Annotated in this window: 16 protein-coding genes; 6 read left to right on the forward strand and 10 right to left on the reverse strand. The window is 66.5% G+C overall.

What is annotated here, in order from left to right; genetic code table 11:
* Positions 1-7: 7 nt before the first annotated feature.
* The 3 genes from dnaQ to ACK6C6_RS11780 all read right to left on the reverse strand — a co-directional run bounded on the left by dnaQ (position 8) and on the right by ACK6C6_RS11780 (position 2037).
* Positions 8-727 (reverse strand): DNA polymerase III subunit epsilon, encoded by a 720-nt coding sequence (gene dnaQ, locus ACK6C6_RS11770; protein ID WP_209586771.1) that lies wholly within the window; start codon positions 725-727, stop codon positions 8-10.
* An 84-nt stretch (positions 728-811) separates the two neighbouring features.
* Entirely contained in the window at positions 812-1267 is a 456-nt protein-coding gene (rnhA, locus tag ACK6C6_RS11775; RefSeq protein WP_036215649.1) for a ribonuclease HI, read from the reverse strand.
* Positions 1264-2037, reverse strand: coding sequence for a class I SAM-dependent methyltransferase (locus ACK6C6_RS11780; protein ID WP_409267478.1), 774 nt, complete (start codon positions 2035-2037; stop codon positions 1264-1266). Before ACK6C6_RS11780 ends, rnhA begins: the two co-directional genes overlap by 4 nt.
* 27 nt (positions 2038-2064) lie before the next feature.
* Between ACK6C6_RS11780 and gloB the strand changes: the two genes are divergently transcribed.
* Positions 2065-2865: a hydroxyacylglutathione hydrolase gene (gene gloB, locus ACK6C6_RS11785; RefSeq protein ID WP_409267479.1), complete on the forward strand. Its 801-nt coding sequence runs from the start codon at positions 2065-2067 to the stop codon at positions 2863-2865.
* Positions 2866-2905: 40 nt separating this feature from the next.
* Here gloB and aceB read toward each other — a convergent pair whose 3' ends face one another.
* A complete protein-coding gene (aceB, locus tag ACK6C6_RS11790) occupies positions 2906-4495 on the reverse strand; it encodes a malate synthase A (RefSeq protein ID WP_409267480.1) in 1590 nt (529 codons plus the stop codon).
* A 155-nt stretch (positions 4496-4650) separates the two neighbouring features.
* Here aceB and ACK6C6_RS11795 point away from each other — a divergent pair, with 155 nt between their 5' ends.
* The gene (locus ACK6C6_RS11795; protein ID WP_036215639.1) at positions 4651-5553 is read left to right on the forward strand and encodes a LysR family transcriptional regulator; all 903 of its coding nucleotides are present in this window, start codon (positions 4651-4653) and stop codon (positions 5551-5553) included.
* A 94-nt stretch (positions 5554-5647) separates the two neighbouring features.
* On the opposite strand, the gene ACK6C6_RS11800 is transcribed toward ACK6C6_RS11795, so the two are convergent.
* From ACK6C6_RS11800 to ACK6C6_RS11815, 4 genes are all read right to left on the reverse strand, one after another.
* Positions 5648-5851: a cold-shock protein gene (locus tag ACK6C6_RS11800; protein ID WP_036215636.1), complete on the reverse strand. Its 204-nt coding sequence runs from the start codon at positions 5849-5851 to the stop codon at positions 5648-5650.
* 367 nt (positions 5852-6218) lie between these two features.
* Complete coding sequence (locus tag ACK6C6_RS11805) at positions 6219-6566, reverse strand: Hpt domain-containing protein (protein ID WP_409267481.1); 348 nt, start codon at positions 6564-6566, stop codon at positions 6219-6221.
* A 25-nt stretch (positions 6567-6591) separates the two neighbouring features.
* Positions 6592-7242, reverse strand: a complete 651-nt coding sequence (gene upp, locus ACK6C6_RS11810) for a uracil phosphoribosyltransferase (protein ID WP_027867535.1) — start codon at positions 7240-7242, stop codon at positions 6592-6594.
* A gap of 125 nt (positions 7243-7367) precedes the next feature.
* A complete protein-coding gene (locus tag ACK6C6_RS11815) occupies positions 7368-9065 on the reverse strand; it encodes an isovaleryl-CoA dehydrogenase (protein WP_409267482.1) in 1698 nt (565 codons plus the stop codon).
* Between the two features lie 340 nt (positions 9066-9405).
* Between ACK6C6_RS11815 and ACK6C6_RS11820 the strand changes: the two genes are divergently transcribed.
* Both ACK6C6_RS11820 and ACK6C6_RS11825 read left to right on the forward strand, forming a co-directional pair.
* Positions 9406-11139, forward strand: coding sequence for a putative bifunctional diguanylate cyclase/phosphodiesterase (locus tag ACK6C6_RS11820; protein ID WP_409267483.1), 1734 nt, complete (start codon positions 9406-9408; stop codon positions 11137-11139).
* Entirely contained in the window at positions 11136-12629 is a 1494-nt protein-coding gene (locus ACK6C6_RS11825) for an HDOD domain-containing protein (protein WP_409267484.1), read from the forward strand. Before ACK6C6_RS11820 ends, ACK6C6_RS11825 begins: the two co-directional genes overlap by 4 nt.
* 40 nt (positions 12630-12669) lie before the next feature.
* On the opposite strand, the gene aroC is transcribed toward ACK6C6_RS11825, so the two are convergent.
* Positions 12670-13764 carry a chorismate synthase gene (aroC, locus tag ACK6C6_RS11830; RefSeq protein ID WP_209586778.1) on the reverse strand — a complete coding sequence of 365 codons (1095 nt, stop codon included), beginning with the start codon at positions 13762-13764 and terminating at the stop codon, positions 12670-12672.
* 224 nt (positions 13765-13988) lie between these two features.
* Here aroC and ACK6C6_RS11835 point away from each other — a divergent pair, with 224 nt between their 5' ends.
* Positions 13989-16256, forward strand: coding sequence for a putative bifunctional diguanylate cyclase/phosphodiesterase (locus ACK6C6_RS11835; protein WP_409267485.1), 2268 nt, complete (start codon positions 13989-13991; stop codon positions 16254-16256).
* Positions 16257-16298: 42 nt separating this feature from the next.
* Here ACK6C6_RS11835 and ACK6C6_RS11840 read toward each other — a convergent pair whose 3' ends face one another.
* A complete protein-coding gene (locus ACK6C6_RS11840; protein ID WP_027867541.1) occupies positions 16299-16751 on the reverse strand; it encodes a CBS domain-containing protein in 453 nt (150 codons plus the stop codon).
* Between the two features lie 180 nt (positions 16752-16931).
* Here ACK6C6_RS11840 and ACK6C6_RS11845 point away from each other — a divergent pair, with 180 nt between their 5' ends.
* The gene (locus ACK6C6_RS11845) at positions 16932-18242 is read left to right on the forward strand and encodes an O-acetylhomoserine aminocarboxypropyltransferase (RefSeq protein ID WP_409267486.1); all 1311 of its coding nucleotides are present in this window, start codon (positions 16932-16934) and stop codon (positions 18240-18242) included.
* The last annotated feature ends 1 nt before the right edge of the window (position 18243 follow it).

Here is an 18243-nt window from a genome sequence, read left to right on the forward strand (position 1 = left end):
CACAGGATCACTCGGCCGTCACCCCTGCGGGCGAATAATTCCGCCAGAGGCAGCTACCCTTCACATTCTTGTCCAGGCCGGCCAGGACTTCTTCGTGCGCGGCGAGTTCGTCGGCACTGGCTGCCACCACGATGATCTCGCCCAGCGGCCCCGCATCGCCCAGTTCGCCGCCCGAGCTCGCTTCGACCGCCACGTCCATGGTCAGCGAGTTCTGGCCGCGCGTCATCGCCAGATACACGTCCGCCAGCAGCTCCGAGTCCAGCAATGCGCCATGCAGCTTGCGGTGCGCGTTCGAGATTTCGTAGCGGTCGCACAGCGCGTCCAGCGAGTTGCGCTTGCCCGGATGGAGTTCCTTGGCCTGCACCAGGGTATCGATCACGCCGCTGCAGTGCGAGGTGAACGGCGGCAGGCCGAGGCGCTGGAACTCGTGGTTCAGGAAGCCCAGGTCGAAGGGCGCGTTGTGGATGATGACTTCGGCGCCCTGCACGTATTCGCGCAGCTCCTCGACGATCTCGGCGAACTTCGGCTTGTCGCTCAGAAATTCGGTGGTCAGGCCGTGCACCGCCAGCGCGGCCTCGTCCGAGTCGCGCTCCGGGTTGATATAACGGTGAAAATTATTGCCGGTCAGCTTGCGGTTGACGATCTCGACGCAGCCGACCTCGATGATGCGGTCACCCGTGCGGGGATTCAGGCCGGTGGTTTCGGTATCGAGGACAATCTGGCGCATGGGCGTGGGGTGTGAGTTGAAGCGGATTGCAGTATAGCAAAACGCGGCCCCGGCCGAAGGCCCCGATGGCGCGCCCGACGCGAATTAGCGACGCACCGAGGCCGCGCCGCGGTTGGCCAGCACGTCCGCGCGCTCGTTGCCCGGATGGCCGTTGTGGCCGCGCACCCAGCGCCATTCGACCGCATGCTGCTGCTGCGCCAGGTCGAGCGCCTTCCACAGGTCGTCGTTCTTCACCGGTTCCTTGGTCGAGGTCTTCCAGCCGCGCGCCTTCCAGCCGTGGATCCATTCCGAAATCCCCTTCTGCACGTACTGGCTGTCGGTGTGCAGCACGACCTGGCACGGGCGGTTCAGCACGCCCAGCGCCTCGATCACGGCGCGCAGCTCCATGCGGTTGTTGGTGGTGTTCGGCTCGCCGCCGAAGATTTCCTTTTCGTGGCCATTGGAGACCAGCAGCGCGCCCCAGCCGCCGGTGCCTGGATTGCCCTTGCAGGCGCCGTCGGTATAAATCTCGACCTTGGTATCGTTGTTCGCTTCGCTCATTCTCTATTCGCCGCCGGCACCGCTGCCGGCCGCTTGCTCGTTTTCTTGTTCCATGCAGGTCCGATGATATGCATGCCCTTGACCCGCTTGATGGCGTGGACCACGTACACGGCGCCCAGGTAGGGCCACCAACGCCGGCCGGCCGACTCCATCATCGAGAACCGGCTCAGCCAATGGGCTGTCCGGCACGGCGGCGCGTAGCAGCCGAAGTGACTACGCGTGGCGCCGAGATTCAGCAATTTTAACCAGTCCTTCAGGCGCGGCATAGAGATGAACTCGCCGGAGGCCGGCAGGTAGCCGCTGCGCGTGACCCTGCCCACGCCCTGGCGCATGCCCCACAGGCTGGCCGGGTTGAAGCCGCAGATGATCAGTTGCCCTTCCGGGATCAGCACGCGCTCGACCTCGCGCAGCACCTGGTGCGGCTCGGCGGCAAACTCGAGCACGTGCGGCAGCACCACCAGGTCGATGCTGTGCGAGGCGAAGGGCAGCTCTTCGAAGTCGAGCGCCACAGCGATTTGCTGGCCGCCGGCCGCAAAGGCGAGTTCGTCGGCGGTCGAGGTGCGGATCGCGGCCTGCCACTTGTTGGGCATGCGGCTGGCCGCCAGCGCGTCGAGCTGGGGCACGCCGATCTGCAGCGCATTGAAGCCGAAGATGTCGACCGTGAGCTCGTCGAGGCAGGCTTGCTCGAAGGCGCGCACGTAGGCGCCCGCCGGCGATTGCAGCCAGTGGTCGAGCGCTATAATGGATTTTTCCGATGCCGCGCTGTCCATGCCACCCTTTCAGCCTCCACATTTACCATGACGAGTCAAGCACGCCAGGACCTTGCGGTCCTTACCGTTCCCGCCTTTAACGACAATTACCTGTGGGTGATCCATGACGGCATCCATGCAGCAGTGGTCGACCCGGGCGATGCCGGCCCCATCCGCGAGACGCTGGCCGAACACCATCTTACCCTTTCCGCCATTTTACTCACCCATCACCATGCTGACCATATCGGTGGCGTGCCTGCCCTGTTGGCGCAAGGCAGTGTTCCGGTGTTCGGACCACGCAATGACGGCATCGAGGGCATTACCCAGGCGCTGGGCGAAGGCGAACGCATCAAGGTGCCGGGGCTCGACCTGGAACTCGAGGTGCTCGAGGTGCCGGGCCATACGCTGGGCCACATTGCCTATGTGCGGCGCACGCCCGGTGCGCACTGGCTGTTCTGCGGCGATACCCTGTTTGCCGGGGGCTGCGGCCGGCTGTTCGAAGGGACGCCGGCGCAGATGGCGGACTCGCTCGCCAAGCTGGCCGCGCTGCCGGACGATACGTTGGTCTATTGCGCGCACGAATACACGGTGTCGAACTTGCGCTTCGCGCAGGCGGTCGAACCGGACAACCAGGGACTTGCCCTGCGCATGAAGGACGCGAGCGAGCGGCGCGGGACGCGCTTGCCGACGGTGCCGTCGACCATCGGACTGGAACGCGGGACCAATCCCTTCCTACGCTACACGGAACCCGGGATCGTCAAAAGCCTGGTGCAAGCCGGCAGGCTGAAGGAAGGCGCGGCGCCGGTGGAGGCCTTCGCGGCGCTGCGCGAGTGGAAGAACGTGTTTTGAACGACCACGATGGCCGGCCGCGCCGGCCATCGTAGGGACATCAGATTTCTTCGTACAGCGGCAGGGTCAGGAACTCGGCAAACGTATCCGAGGTCGACATCTGCTCGAAGATGTCGGCCGCGCGCGCATAGCTCGGATTGTCGCCGTTCGGCGCCACCGCCTTCACCTTGGCCAGCTCTTCCGGAATCATCGCGCGCACCATCTCGGCCGTCACCTTGCGGCCATCCTCGAGCACACCCTTGGGGGTACGAATCCACTGCCACACCTGCGAGCGGCTGATCTCGGCCGTCGCGGCGTCTTCCATCAGGTTATGGATCGGCACGCAGCCGTTGCCGGCCAGCCAGGCGCCGAGGTAGTGGATGCCGACGTTGATGTTGTAGCGCAGGCCCTCTTCCGTGATCGGCGTTTCCGGCTTGAAGTCGAGCAGTTCGGCCGCCGTCACCCTGACGTCGGGACGCTGCTTCTCGATCTGGTTGGGCTTGTCGCCCAGCACCTTCACGAACTCGCTCATCGCCAGGTCCACCAGGCCCGGGTGGGCCACCCAGCCGCCGTCGTAGCCATCGGTGGCATCGCGTGCCTTGTCGCCCCGCACGCCGCCCATGGCGACCTCGTTCTTCGCCGGGTCGTTCTTGATCGGGATCAGTGCCGACATGCCGCCGATCGCCGGCGCCCCGCGCTTGTGGCAAGTCTTCAGAAGCAGCAGCGCATAGGCGCGCATGAAGGGCGCCGTCATCGTCACCTTGGCGCGGTCGGCCAGGCAGAAATCCTTGTCCAGCTTGAACTTCTTGATGCACGAGAAGATGTAGTCCCAGCGTCCCGCGTTCAGGCCGGCGCTGTGCTCACGCAGCTCGTACAGGATCTCGTCCATCTCGAAGGCCGCCAGGATGGTCTCGATCAGCACGGTCGCCTTGATGGTGCCGCGCGGCAGGCCGAGCGCTTCCTGGGTCATGATGAAGATGTCGTTCCACAGCCGCGCCTCATGGTGCGATTCCATCTTCGGCAGGTAGAAGTACGGGCCGGCGCCGCGCGCCAGCTGTTCCTTCGCGTTATGGAACATGAACAGGGCAAAGTCGAAAATGCCGCCCGAGACCCGCTTGCCGTCGACCAGCACGTGCTTCTCGTCCAGGTGCCAGCCGCGCGGGCGCACCACCAGGGTGGCCACCTTGTCGTTCAGCTGGTAGGTCTTGCCGTTCTGCTCGAGCGAGATGCTGCGGCGCACGGCGTCGCGCATGTTCAGCTGCCCGGTGATCTGGTTGTCCCAGTTCGGCGTGTTCGAATCCTCGAAGTCGGTCATGTAGCTGTCCGCGCCGGAATTGAGCGCGTTGATGACCATCTTGCGCTCGACCGGGCCGGTGATCTCCACACGGCGGCATGCGAGGGCCTGCGGGATCGGCGCGATCTTCCAGTCGCCTTCGCGGATGTGCGCGGTATCGGGCAGGAAGTCGGGACGCTCGCCCGCGTCGAGGCGGCGGGCGCGTTCGGCGCGCGCAGCCAGCAACTGCTGGCGGCGCGGCTCGAAGGCGCGCGACAGCGTCGCGACCAGCTCGAGGGCCTCGATCGTCAGGATCTGTTCGTAACCAGGCTTGATCTCGGCGGTAATCTGCATGCCGTCTGGGGTGGCGATCGTCATTGCTCAACTCCTGTAAGTGGGAAACGGGTGCCCGCCTGCACCCCATGCAGGGCGTCTTGGCGTTTGTCATAGCATCAAGTATATTCACTTACAGATAGCTAAACGATACATTTTCTCACTACATCTGTGCGTTTTTGTATCAAATCGGGAGGACAATGGACAAGTTCAGGCAGATCTCCACCTTCGTGGAAGTGGTCGCCCGCGGCAGCCTGTCGGCGGCGGCGCGCGCCGAAGGCATCGCCCCGGCCATGATCGGCCGCCGCCTCGATGCGCTCGAAGCGCGCCTCGGCGTCAAGCTCCTGCAGCGCACCACGCGCCGCCTGGCGCTGACCGACGAGGGCGCGGCCTTCCTGGAAGACTGCCAGCGCATCCTCGTCGAACTCGAGGAGGCCGAATCCGCCGCCGCCGAACGCAGCGCCCGCGCCACCGGCCATTTGCTGGTGTCGGCGCCGGCCGGATTCGGACGCCAGCACGTGGCGACCCTGCTGCCCTCTTTCCTGGCCGAGCACCGCGAGCTGACCGTCAACCTGAACCTCACCGACCGCCTGGTGGACGTGGTCGGCGAAGGCGTCGACGTGGCGATCCGCATTGCCAGCCTGACCGACTCGAACCTGGTCGGCACCAAGCTGGCCGACAACCACCGCGTGGTGGTCGGCGCGCCGGCCTACCTGAAGCGCCATGGGCGCCCACGGGTGCTGGCCGACCTGGCGAAACACAACTGCCTGGCGATCAGCAGCGAAGGCAGCCAGCGCGGCTGGACCTTCCTCGACAAGGGCAAGCCGGTCACCCTCAAGGTGGGCGGCAACATGGAGTGCAACGACGGCGCGGTCCTGCACGCCTGGGCCCTGGCGGGCAAGGGGCTGGCCTGGCGCTCGATGTGGGAAGTGGGCGCGCAGATCGCCGCGGGTGAACTGTGCACCGTGCTGGACGAATTCGCCGCGCCGGGTAATGACATTTATGCGGTATTCGCTCAGCGCCAGCACTTGCCTTTACGCATACGTGCTTTCGTCGACTTCTTGCGTCGCAGCTATTCTCAGCCGGAGTATTGGCGGATATGAGGGCCAATCATGCGCTACGGGTAGCGCCCTGAGCTGAACAGGCAAAAAAAAATCCCCGGCGATCCGGGGATTTTTTGCTATCGCTGGAGAGCGATTACAGCGGCTGGATGTTCGCGGCCTGCTTGCCCTTCGGGCCAGTGGTCACGTCGAACGAAACGCGCTGGTTCTCTTGCAGCGATTTGAAGCCGGTGCTCTGGATTGCCGAGAAGTGTGCGAACAGATCTTCGCCGCCTTCATCAGGGGTGATGAAGCCGAAACCCTTCGAATCATTGAACCATTTAACGATGCCAGTTGCCATTACAATTTCCTATTTCAGTTAAGTTGGGCTTGCGCCCGTTTAAGATCGTTTGAAGAAGCAAGAAAGGAATGACAGACAGACTGCACTACTACCTACAACCCAACGATCCCGCATTATACCGAATAAAAACGGCGGAACACCCATTTTGCGCTGTAAAAAAGCGGATATCCGCAACAATTCCCATAAAAATTCTCATTTTCAACTCTTACGGGCCTGTTTTTGATTCGGCAGTAGGGAAATATAGGCCATCGAGTGGCCGCAAATTTGCGCGGCATCAAACGATTCTGCGATGATTCATTGCGATTACGCATTACAAGGAAGCCGCAAACCGGCTAGCGCCGGCGCGAGCGCGTGGGGCGCGAAGGGATCAGGCCAGGCCGCGCGGATCGCGCCGCGCCGCGTCCACGAACTGCAGCAGTTCGCCGACCCAGGCGGCCCAGTCGCTGGCGGCGACGGCTTCGAAGGCGGTCAGCACGCGCAGGCGCTGCTCCAGCAGGCGCGCATGCTGGCCGAGGCCGCGGTAGCCGAAGGTGACGGCGGAGCCGGCCATGGTATGCAGCATGGCCTGCAGTTCGGCGGCGCCCGCCCCCGGTTGCGCGGGATCGAGCCCGGCGCCCAGCAGCCGGATGCGCTCGAGGGTTGCCGGCAGCCGGCTGGCAAAGCCGGCGTTCGCCGTCGCCAGGCGCGAGAAGAACTGCTGGTCCGCCGCGTGCATGCCCGCTCTCCTCCCGGTGCCGTGCTTACTTGGTGCCGAAGATGCGGTCGCCGGCATCGCCCAGGCCCGGCACGATGTAGGCGTCCTCGTTCAGGTGCGAATCGAGCGAGGCGACGTAGACCTTCACGTCCGGATGCGACTTCTGGAACACCTCGATCCCTTCCGGCGCGGCCACCAGGGCCAGGAACAGGATCTGCTCGCTCGGCACGCCGCGCTTCTTGAGCACGTCGACGGCATGGACCGCCGAATTGCCGGTCGCGATCATCGGGTCGCACAGGATGAAGGTGCGCTCGTTGGTGTCCGGCAGGCGCACCAGGTACTCGACCGGCTCGTGGGTGTCCGGGTCGCGGAACACGCCGATGTGGCCGACACGCGCCGAGGGCACCAGTTCCAGCAGGCCGTCGCTCATGCCGATGCCGGCGCGCAGGATCGGCACGATCGCCAGCTTCTTGCCGGCGATGACCGGCGCCTCGATCGTCACCAGCGGGGTCTGCACGGTGCGGGTGGTCAGCGGCAGGTCACGCGTGATCTCGTACCCCATCAAGAGCGTAAGCTCGCGCAGCAGTTCGCGGAAGGTGCGCGTGGACGTATCGTGCTCGCGCATGTGCGACAGCTTGTGCTGGATGAGCGGGTGGTTCAGGATGAAGAGGTTGGGAAAGCGCGGATCTTGTTTCATGGTCGATATCGAACGTGTTGGTGTGAGGCTCTTGGACCGGCATTATCCCAGCCGCGCGCCTGTTTGTCCCTTTTTTCTGCACATTTCGACAAGAAACCGTACAGCGCTGTGTTTTCTCGCCCTGTTTACCCCGTCGCCAGCGCCCGCGCCAGGATCGCGCCGCAGTCGCTGGATGCCGGCAGCCGCCCGAAGGCGCCGCCCGGTTCGCACGCGATGCGCGAGGCCACGAAAGCATCCGCCACGTAGCCCGGCGCATGGCGCAGCAGCAGCGCGCCCTGCACCGCCAGCACCAGCCGCTCGGCCAGGCGCCGCGCGCCGGATTCGATCGCGGCCTGGGCCTGCAGCTCGTCGAGCAGGCGGGCGGCATAGGCATCGAAGCGCCCGTCCAGGCCCCGTGCCGGTTCCAGCTCGGCGGCCAGCGCCGCGCGCGCCTCGGGCAGCGACTTGCCGAGCGCGCGCAGCACATCGAGGCACATCACGTTGCCCGAGCCTTCCCAGATCGAGTTGACCGGAAGTTCGCGGTAAATGCGCGCCAGGGGACCGTCCTCGACGTAGCCGTTACCGCCCATGACCTCCATCGCCTCGGCCCCGAAGGCCGGGCCGCGCTTGCAGATCCAGTACTTGCCGGCCGGGGTCAGGATGCGTGCCAGCAGGGCTTGCGCCGGATCGTCGGCCTGGTCGAAGCAGCGCGCCAGGCGCAGGGCAAAGGCGGTGGCGGCTTCGGATTCGAGCGCCAGGTCGGCCAGCACGTTCTGCATCAGGGGCTGCTCGCTGAGGACGCGCCCGAAGACGCTGCGCCCGCGCGCGTGGTGCAGCGCATGGCACAGCGCCGCGCGCATGATGCCGGCGCTGCCGAGCACGCAATCGAGCCGGGTATAGCCGCCCATCTCGAGGATGGTGGGGATGCCGCGCCCCGGCGCGCCGACCATCCACCCGACCGCGCCCTGGAATTCCACCTCCGAGGAAGCATTCGAGCGGTTGCCCAGCTTGTCCTTCAGGCGCTGCACGCGGATCGGGTTGCGGCTGCCGTCCGGCAGGTAGCGCGGCACGAAGAAGCAGCTCAGACCCGCGCTGCCAGCCTCATCGGTCTGCGCCAGGATCAGGTGGGCGTCGGACTGCGGCACCGAGAAGAACCATTTGTGGCCGACGATGCGCCAGGCGCCCTCGCCTTCGGCGCCGAAGCGCGCGTTCGCCTCGCCCGGCAAGATCGGTTCGGCACGCGTGGTGTTGGCGCGCACGTCGCTGCCGCCCTGCTTCTCGGTCATGCCCATGCCCACCAGTGCGCCGCGCTTGTGGGCGACCGGCAGCGAGCGCGGGTCGTAGTTGTTCGACAGGATCTTCGGCAGCCAGGTGGCCGCCAGGGCCGGCACGCGGCGCAGCGCCGGCACCGAGGCAAAGGTCATCGTCACCGGGCACTGGGCGCCGTTCTCCACCTGGCCGAACAGCAGATACTGGGCGGCGCGCGCCACCTGGGCGCCCGGGCGCGGGTCGAGCCAGGGTGCGGAATGGGCGCCGGCCCCGATCAGCAGCGACATCAAGCGATGCCAGGCCGGATGGAACTCGATTTCGTCGATCCGGTTGCCCATGCGGTCATGGCTCACCAGGCGCGGCCCGTAGGCGTTGGCCAGGCGCGCCAGGTCGAGGATCTCGGCGCGGCCGAGCTCGGCGCCCAGGCTGTCCAGCGCCGCGCCGGCCCAGCCCGCTCCCTCGCGTTCGACCGCCTCGCGCAGGGCCGGGTCGCAGCGAAACAGGTTCACGTCCGCGAAGGGTGTGGCCTGGTTCAGCACCTCATGGGTATCGAAGGAACTGTCGAAGGGCTTCATTTTTTGCTCTTTCTTCCGTTAAAGAGAACTGGGCCGCGACCAAGTGTTGCAACTCAACATCAACTCACAAGCAATAATCATCGAGTAATTTGCTGCATAGCAATAATCGGCGACAATAGTAGTATGGTTAACTTGCTTCAACAGCAATAACGCTAACGTAAAGGGCTTGTGAAGGCAAGCCGCTGCGGCAGCGCAAGCACGAACAAAACCAGACCGGCACTTGTGATTTTTAATGCCTTTCGGAATCTTTCGATGCTACAGTCACACTGGGTTTGGTAGACTTGCACGATTTACACGTGGCAGGTCAGCGTGCGAGCAACAACAAGGCAGACATTCAAGAATGCACACCAGTTCCACCGCCGCAAAATTCGAGCCGCGCAAGCAGCCGCCGTCGCTGCTTGACAGCCTGCTCGAAGCGGCCGGCGACATCGTGCTGCGCGTGACCCTCGGCGGCCAGGTGCGCGCCGCCAGTCGCCGGGCGCTGACCCTGACCGGCGTGGACACGGGCGGCCGGCCCCTGGTCTCGCTGGTCCATGACGTCGACCAGCAGGCGCTGAAGCATGCCCTCGCCCATGCCGCCGCCAGCGGCGACCCGGCGCTGGTCGAGGCGCGCTTTCGCTGCAACGAACGCGACATCTGGTTCGAACTGCGCATCGCATTGATCACCTCCGGCGACGATGCTCCGCTGCTCGTGGTCGGCCGCGACATGTCGGCCCAGCACGCCACCGAAGAACGCCTGCGCCACATGGCGACCCACGATTCGCTCACCGAGCTGCCGAACCGGGTGCTGCTGTCGGACCGTATCCGCATGGTGATCGCCAATGCGCGCCGCTCCGGCCAGGGCTTCGCGGTCGCCACCATCGGCCTGGACGGCTTCAAGAAGGTCAACGACGGCCTCGGGCACGCGGTCGGCGACGCGGTGCTGCGCATGGCCGCCGGACGCCTGCGCCGGACGCTGCGCGACAGCGACACCCTGGCGCGGGTCGGCGGCGACGAATTCGTCGCGGTGCTGCCGGGGTCGAGCAACGAGGCGCAGATCAAGCTGGTCACAGGGCGCCTGATGGCGGCGCTGCAGTCGCCCTTCGAGATCGACGGCCACACCATCTACCTGGCCGGCTCGATTGGCGTGTCGGTGTATCCGGAGCACGCCGAAGACGAAGTGCAGCTCGTGACCCTGGCCGACACCGCCATGTCGCGCGCCAAGGAGACCGGCAAGGCGCGCGCGGTCACCTACAGCCCGCGCGACCAGGGTCCGCCCGAGCACGACATCTCGCTCGAGGCCGCGATGTTCAACGCGGTGCGCGAGGGCGAGTTCCAGCTCTACTACCAGCCGATCGTCGATACCCGCAACCGCACCATCGAAGGCTTCGAGACGCTGATGCGCTGGAAGCACCCGACCCTGGGCATGGTGCCCCCGGGCCGCTTCATCCCGATCGCCGAGACCAACGGCCTGATCAACCTGCTCGGCGCCTGGGCGTTGAAGGCGGCCTGCATGCAGATCCGCCAGTTCGAGGAAGCGGCCGGCCGCGAGCTCTACATCTCGGTGAACATCAGCCCGCGCCAGTTCAGGAGCGACAAGTTCCTCACCGTGCTGGACGATGCGCTGGCCCTGTCCGGCACGCCGGGCAGCAAGCTGGTGCTCGAGATCACCGAAGGCACGCTGATGGTCGACCCGGTCCACGCCGAGTCGGTACTGGTCAAGATGGCCGAACGCGGCGCCCGCATCGCCATCGACGACTTCGGCACCGGCTATTCGAGCCTGGCCTACCTGAAGCGCTTCCCGATCTCGGTGCTGAAGGTCGACCGCGCCTTCGTGAAGGACCTGCCGGGCGCCGAGAAGGACGCCGCGATCTGCAACGCGGTGCTCGACCTGGCCAAGCACCTCGACCTGTCGGTGGTGGCCGAAGGGGTCGAGACCGAAGCGCAGCTGGCCTGGCTGGACGCTCTGGGTTGCCAGTACGTGCAGGGCTACCTGACCGGCAAACCGATGCCGGCCCACGTGGCCCTGACCGCGCTGAAAGAAAATCTTTACACCGAATTACTGCCGCACGATTTCCGGGCGATCCGACCATGACCCTTCTTTCCGACACCCCGCGCTCGCCCCGTGCCGAAGCCACCCTGTCCCTGCTGTGGGAACGCATCCGCCGGCAGGGCGACATGCCGGGCTTCACCAAGGCCATCAACGCCATCCTGGCCTCCATGCGCGGCGAGGACGAGCGCGAGTTCTCGATGACCCAGACGGTGCTGTCGGACCCGGTCCTGACCCAGAAGGTGCTGCGCCTGGCCAACAGCGGCATGTACTCGGCCTTCGGCCAGCGCATCAACACGGTCTCGAAAGCCGTGCTGGTGCTCGGCACCGATGCCATCGGTCACCTGGCGCTGGGCCTGAAACTGATCGAGGAACTGGCCAAGTCGACGCCGGACACCGAGACCGCCCACATCGAGATGGAAAAGGCGGTGCTGGCCGGCATGGTGGCCCAGCAGGTGGCGGCCAGCGCGGTCTCGCGCGACCCCGAGGAAGCGGTGGTATGCTCGATCCTGCACTCGCTGGGCCGCATGATGGTCACCTTCTACATGCCGGAACGCTGGACCCAGCTGCGCGAAGCGGGCGGTGCCGGACGCGAAGAGCTGGCGGCCGAATCCGTGCTCGGCCTGTCGCTGGAAGAGATCGGCCGCGCCACCGCCGAGCACTGGGGCCTGCCGCGCAACCTGGTGGCCGGCATGCGCCGCGTCGAACCGGGCGAGCGCGGCGCGGAGTTCGGCCATGACGACTGGCTGGCGGCGCTCGGCACCATGTCGACCCAGGCCGCCGAGGCCCTGTGGCACGACGACGATGCGGCGGCGAGCCGCGTGGCGGCCCTGGCCGAGAGCTTCGCCCCGATGCTGGGCGTGGAAGCGACCGGGCTGCTGGGCGCGATCGACAAGGCGCGCACGACCGCCGCCTCGGACCTGAGCATCGCCCCGCTGGCCAAGCCGGCCGAGAAGCGCGCCAAGCTGGTGGCCGCGACCCGCAAGCGCATGGCCGGCAACAAGGTATTGATGAGCGGCGTGACCGACATGCGCGACGCAGGCAGCGGCGCGACGCCGGGCCAGATGATGTCGATGGCCCTGGAGACCATCCACAAGGGCCTGTCCTTCACCCGCTCGTTCGCCTTCTTGCGCAACCGCCACGAGGGCCGCTATTGCGCCCGCCTCGGCCTGGGCGAAGGCAGCAAGGCGCTGCTGCCGAACCTGGTGTTCGACGACGCCTACGAGCCGAACGTGTTCCATGCGGCGCTGGGAAGCGACCGCGTGATCTTCATCGAGAATGCCCAGGACCCCAAGTTCGCCGCCAAGCTGCCGGGCTGGTGGAAAGGCACGCTGAGCGAGGCGCGCTGCTTCGTCGTGATCCCGCTGTGCGCCCACGGGCAGCCGGCCGGCTTCATCTATGGCGAATGGGACGACAGCTTCCCGCAGGTGGTGCTGAGCCAGACCGAGTTCTCGCTGCTGAACGACCTGCGCGGGCTGGTGGTGCGCACGGTGGAGCGGCGCCACCAGGTCGAGGCGGTGGCGACGCGGGTGTAAGCGCCGCGCCGCGGGCGCCGGCGGCGCCCGTCACCACGTCTTAGCCGAGTTTCGGCGTTCCTACCTTCACATCCCCGCACTGCGCCCGGTGCATCAGCGCATGGTCGATCAGCACCAGCGCCAGCATCGCCTCGGCGATCGGCGTCGCGCGGATGCCCACGCAGGGGTCGTGGCGGCCGAAGGTCTCGACCATGACCGGATTGCCGTCCTTGTCGATCGAGCGGCGCGGCGTGCGGATCGACGAGGTCGGCTTGATCGCGATCGAGACCGTAATGTCCTGGCCGGTCGAGATCCCGCCCAGCACCCCACCCGCATTGTTGCCCACAAAACCCTCGGGCGTGAGTTCGTCGCCATGCTCCGAACCCTTCTGCGCCACCGAGGCGAAGCCGGCGCCGATCTCGACGCCCTTGACCGCGTTAATCCCCATCATCGCGTAGGCGATGTCGGCGTCGAGCTTGTCGTAGATCGGCTGGCCCCAGCCGACCGGCACGCCGCGCGCCACCACGTCGATGCGCGCGCCGATCGAGTCGCCGGCGCGGCGCAGTTCGTCCATCGCCGCTTCCATGCGCGCCAGGAGATCGGCGTCCGCGGTCGCGGCGAAGAAGGGATTCGCATGCACGTGGTCGAACGACTGGAACGGCACTGCGATGTCGCCCAGCTGGGTCATGCAGCCGAAGAATTCGGTGCCGTGCCGCTCGCGCAGCCATTTCCTGGCCACCGCGCCGGCGCCGACGATCGGCGCCGTGAGGCGCGCCGACGAGCGGCCGCCGCCGCGCGGGTCGCGCACGCCGTACTTGTGCCAGTAAGTGTAGTCGGCATGGCCCGGACGGAAAGTCTCGGTGATGTTGCCGTAGTCCTTGCTGCGCTGGTCTTCGTTGGGAATCAGGAGGGCGATCGGCGTGCCGGTCGTCACGCCCTGGTACACGCCCGACAGGATCTGCACCCGGTCGGCTTCCTGGCGCTGGGTCACGTGGCGCGAGGTGCCGGGCTTGCGGCGGTCGAGCTCGGGCTGGATGTCGGCTTCGGAAAGCGCCATGCCGGGCGGGCAGCCGTCGATGACGCAGCCGATGGCCGGGCCGTGCGACTCGCCAAAAGTGGTTACGGAGAACAGCTTGCCGAAGGAGTTGCCGGACATGGTGGGTCTGTTTTCAAAATGGTGGGTTTGTCATTCTACCAGCATGGCGGCGCCAAGTCAGAAGCCCCCCGGAGTACGATTTGTGTCGCCGTCCTCTTCCTTAGGTGCGAAGATAGTTGCCTTATGGATACATATCTACTGCGTAGGGCCCTTCCAAGGCTTCCATATTGGCAATTGCATATATACTGAGCACATCAAAAAGACCAGCCAACTGGAGATGTAGCATGTCTGCCCCTATGCCGCCCATGGGCACCTTGACGCAAGCGAGCGGCGACAGAGACGACCTGGTCTTCGCCGACGAGGCCGACCTGTCCACGCCCGCGCCAGCGAACGCCACCTGGCGCGTCCTGGTCGTGGACGACGATGCCGACGTGCACTCGACCACCACCTTCGCCCTGAAGAACGTCGAGATGCAGGGCCGCCCGCTCGAGTTCCTGCACGCGTATTCGGCGCGCGAGGCGCGCGCCATCCTCGAACGGCAGCCCGACATCGCCGTCGTCCTCCTCGACGTGGTGATGGAGCGTCCCGATGCCGGCCTGCAGCTGGTGCGCCAGATCCGCGAGGAGCTCGGCATGATCGAAGTGCGCATCATCCTGCGCACCGGCCAGCCGGGCTATGCCCCCGAAATCGAGGCCATCCGCGGCTACGACATCAACGACTACCGTACCAAGTCCGAACTCACCCGCACCAAGCTGTACACGGCGGTGGCCGCCGCGGTGCGCTCCTACCAGCAGTTGCGCGCGCTCGACGCCAGCCGCGCGGGCCTGGAGCGGATCGTCTCGGCCGGCGCCTCCCTGATGTCCCTGCACGGCGTGCTTGACGTGGCCCAGAGCGTGCTGCGCCAGGCCGCCGGCCTGCTCGGCCAGGCGCCCGACGGCGTGCTGTGCGTGCGCGAGAGCGGCCAGGGCCGCCCCGACATCCTGCACGTGGTGGCCGCGGCCGGCGACCATGCGCGGCTCGAGGGCCGCGAACTGAGCCCGCAGCGCTACCCGAGGCTGGCCGAGGTGGCCGGCCGCACCCTGGGCGCGCGCAGCGGCCTCGAGGCGGACGGCTGGCTGTCGCTCCACTTCCCCGGCAAGGCCGGCCGCGATTTCGCCGCCTGCATTCCCTTCGAACGCCAGCTCGGCGACCTGGAGCGCCGCCTGCTCGAGGTGTTCGCCAGCGTGGTGGCGGTCGGCCTCGATAACGTCGAACTGGTCACGCACCTGAACCAGGCCGCGTTTCGCGACCAGCTCACCGGCCTGCCGAACCGCACCCGCCTGGTCGAGCTGATCGACGCCCTGCTGGCCGGGCCCGAGCGCGGCACGGCGACGCTCGCCCTCGTCGACCTCGACCACTTCGCCGAGACCAATGACGCGCTGGGCCACCATTTCGGCGACCTGCTGCTGGTGGCGGTCGGCAAGCGCCTGAAGTCCCGGCTCGACCCGCGCCTGGAGATCGCACGGATCGGCGGCGACATCTTCTGCGTGCTGGGCGAGGCCGGCGCGGTGCAGCCGGGTGCGATCCAGGCGCTGTTCCGCGTCCCCTTCCACATCGACGGCCAGGACGTGCAGGTCTCCGCCACGCTCGGCCTGGTGCGGCTCGCCGAGCACGACGGCAGCGGCGCCGATGCGCTGAAGGATGCCGACATCGCGCTCAAGCGCGCCAAGTCGCAGCAGCGCGCCGGACACTTCTACTTTTCTCGAAGCATGGGCGTGGAGATCCGCGAACGCGTGCGCATGATGCACGCGCTGCGCAGCGGTTTCCAGCGCGGCGAACTGTTCCTGGCCTACCAGCCGCAGGTCGACCTGGGCAGCAACCGGCCCTTCGGCGCCGAGGCGCTGCTGCGCTGGCGCACCGAGGACGGGCGCCTGGTGGGGCCGGACCGCTTCATCCCGATCGCCGAGTACTCGGGCCTGATCGTCGACATCGGCGAGTGGGTGCTGCGCCAGGCCTTGCTCGAGCTGGTGCGCCTGCGCGCCAGCGGGCACCTGGATTTCACGATGTCGGTGAACGTCTCGCAGGTGCAGTTCCGCCACCCGCAATTCGTGGACATGCTGCGCCGCGCGCTGGATGTGACGAAGGCGCCGCCCGAATTCGTGGAGCTGGAAATCACCGAATCGATGGCCATGGAAGAGCCGGCGCTGCTCGTCGAAAAGCTGGCCCAGGTCAAGCGCACCGGCGTGTCGATCGCGATCGACGATTTCGGCACCGGCTTTTCCTCGCTGTCGCACCTGCAGCGCCTGCAGGTCGACCGCCTGAAGATCGACCGCACTTTTGTGACCGAGATCACGGGCTCGGCGCGCGGCAGCAGCATTGCGGAAATGGTGATCCAGCTGGGCCGCAACCTGGGCCTGTCGGTCATCGCGGAAGGGGTCGAGGACGAGCGCCAGGCGCACATCCTGCGCACGCTGGGCTGCCCGCTGGCGCAGGGCTTCCTGTACTCGCGGCCGCTGTCGCCGGAAGCGCTGCAGGAGTGGCTGGGCAAGCAGGCCTTGACCGCGGCGGCTTGATCTCCGACGGGTTTGGCCGGCGATGCCGGCCAAACCCGGGAATCAATCCTCGGTCGCCTGCTCGGCCGGCCAGTCGCGAATGTAGGCCTTGAGCATGCGGTTCTCGAAGCTCTGCGCTTCCAGCACCGCCTTGGCCACGTCGTAGAACGAGATCACGCCCAGCAGGGTGCGGGCGTTCATCACCGGCAGGTAGCGCGCGTGCTTTTCCAGCATGATGCGGCGCACTTCGTTGACTTCGGTATCCGGCGTGACGGTGATCGGGCTGTCGTCCATCACCTTGCGCACGGTGCCGTTGCCGAGCGCCCCGCCCTGCGCATGCAGTTCCTTGATCACTTCGCGGAAGGTCAGCATACCGACCAGGTCGCCATATTCCATGACGACCAGCGAGCCGATGTCCTTTTCCGCCATCGTCGCGGCCGCCTGCACCAGCGGCATGTCCGGGGTGACGGTGTAGAGGATTTCGCCTTTGACCTGCAGGATCTCGGAGACTTTCATGGTAGCCACCCCGTCCGGTTGGTTTGTAATTGCAGCAATATTTGTATAACTCATAACTTGACTGTAGCCGATGCCCGCCAAAAAATCCAGCGCTGCACCAATTTAGGGAAGAGCAATGTTGCGCAAGCATAAATCAATGCTAGGATGCCCGCCATCTCCTTACCTGGAAGAGTTAGAACGATGAGCGGTCCCCAGTATCCCGGTTTCGATACGCTGGCCCTGCATGCCGGCAGTGCGCCGGACCCGGCCACCGGCGCGCGCGCCACGCCGATCCATTTCACGTCCTCGTTCGCGTTCCGCGATTCGGAGCATGCGGCGTCCCTGTTCAACATGGAGCGCGCCGGCCACGTCTACTCGCGCATCTCGAACCCGACCAATGCGGTGCTGGAAGAGCGCATTGCAGCGCTGGAGGGCGGCGTGGCCGGCATCGCCACCGCCAGCGGCCAGGCCGCGATGCACCTGGGCCTGGCGACCATCGCCGGCGCGGGTTCGCACATCGTGGCCTCCACCGCCCTGTACGGCGGCTCGCACAACCTGCTCCACTACACGCTGCGCCGCTTCGGCATCGACACCAGCTTCGTGGACCCGCGCGACCTCGACGCCTGGCGCGCCGCGATCCGCCCCAACACCAAAGTGCTGTTCGGCGAGACCCTCGGCAACCCGGGCCTGGACGTGCTCGACATCCCGTCAGTGGCCGGCATCGCGCACGAACACGACCTGCCCCTGATGGTGGACGCGACCTTCACCACGCCGTATCTAGAGCGTCCGTTCGAGCTGGGCGCCGACCTGCTGTTCCATTCCGCCACCAAATTCCTGTGCGGCCACGGCACCGCCATCGGCGGCCTGCTGGTCGACGGCGGGACCTTCGACTGGGATGCGGCCCATGGCCGCAGCGGGCGTTTCCCCGAACTGTGCGAGCCCTACGAGGGCTTCCACGGCATGGTGTTCGCGGAGGAATCGACGGTCGCGCCCTTCGCCCTGCGCGCGCGGCGCGAAGGCCTGCGCGACTTCGGCGCGGCCATGAGCCCGCACAACGCCTTCGCCATCCTGCAAGGCATCGAGACCCTGGGCCTGCGCATGGACCGCCACGTCGCCAATACGCGCCGTGTCGTCGAATTCCTGCTGGCGCATCCGGCAGTCGAAACGGTGTCCTACCCGGAACTGGAATCGCACCCCGATCATGCGCTTGCCGCGCGCCTGCTGCCGAAAGGCTGCGGCGCCGTGTTCACCTTCCAGCTCAAGGGCGACCGTGCGGCCGGGCGTCGCTTTGCCGACGGCCTGCAGGTGTTCTCGCACCTGGCCAACGTGGGCGACGCGAAATCCCTGGTGATCCACCCGGCCTCGACCACCCACTTCCGGGTGCCGGCCGACCAGCTCGCTGCCTCCGGCATTACCGAAGGGACGATGCGCCTCTCGGTCGGCCTGGAAGACCCGGACGACCTGATCGACGACCTGAAGCGGGCGCTGAAACTCGCCCAGAAGGGAGCCTGAG

Origin of the sequence: Massilia sp. BHUDP2 (genome assembly GCF_046236355.1) — a bacterium.
Taxonomy (GTDB): Bacteria; Pseudomonadota; Gammaproteobacteria; order Burkholderiales; family Burkholderiaceae_D; genus Telluria; species Telluria varians.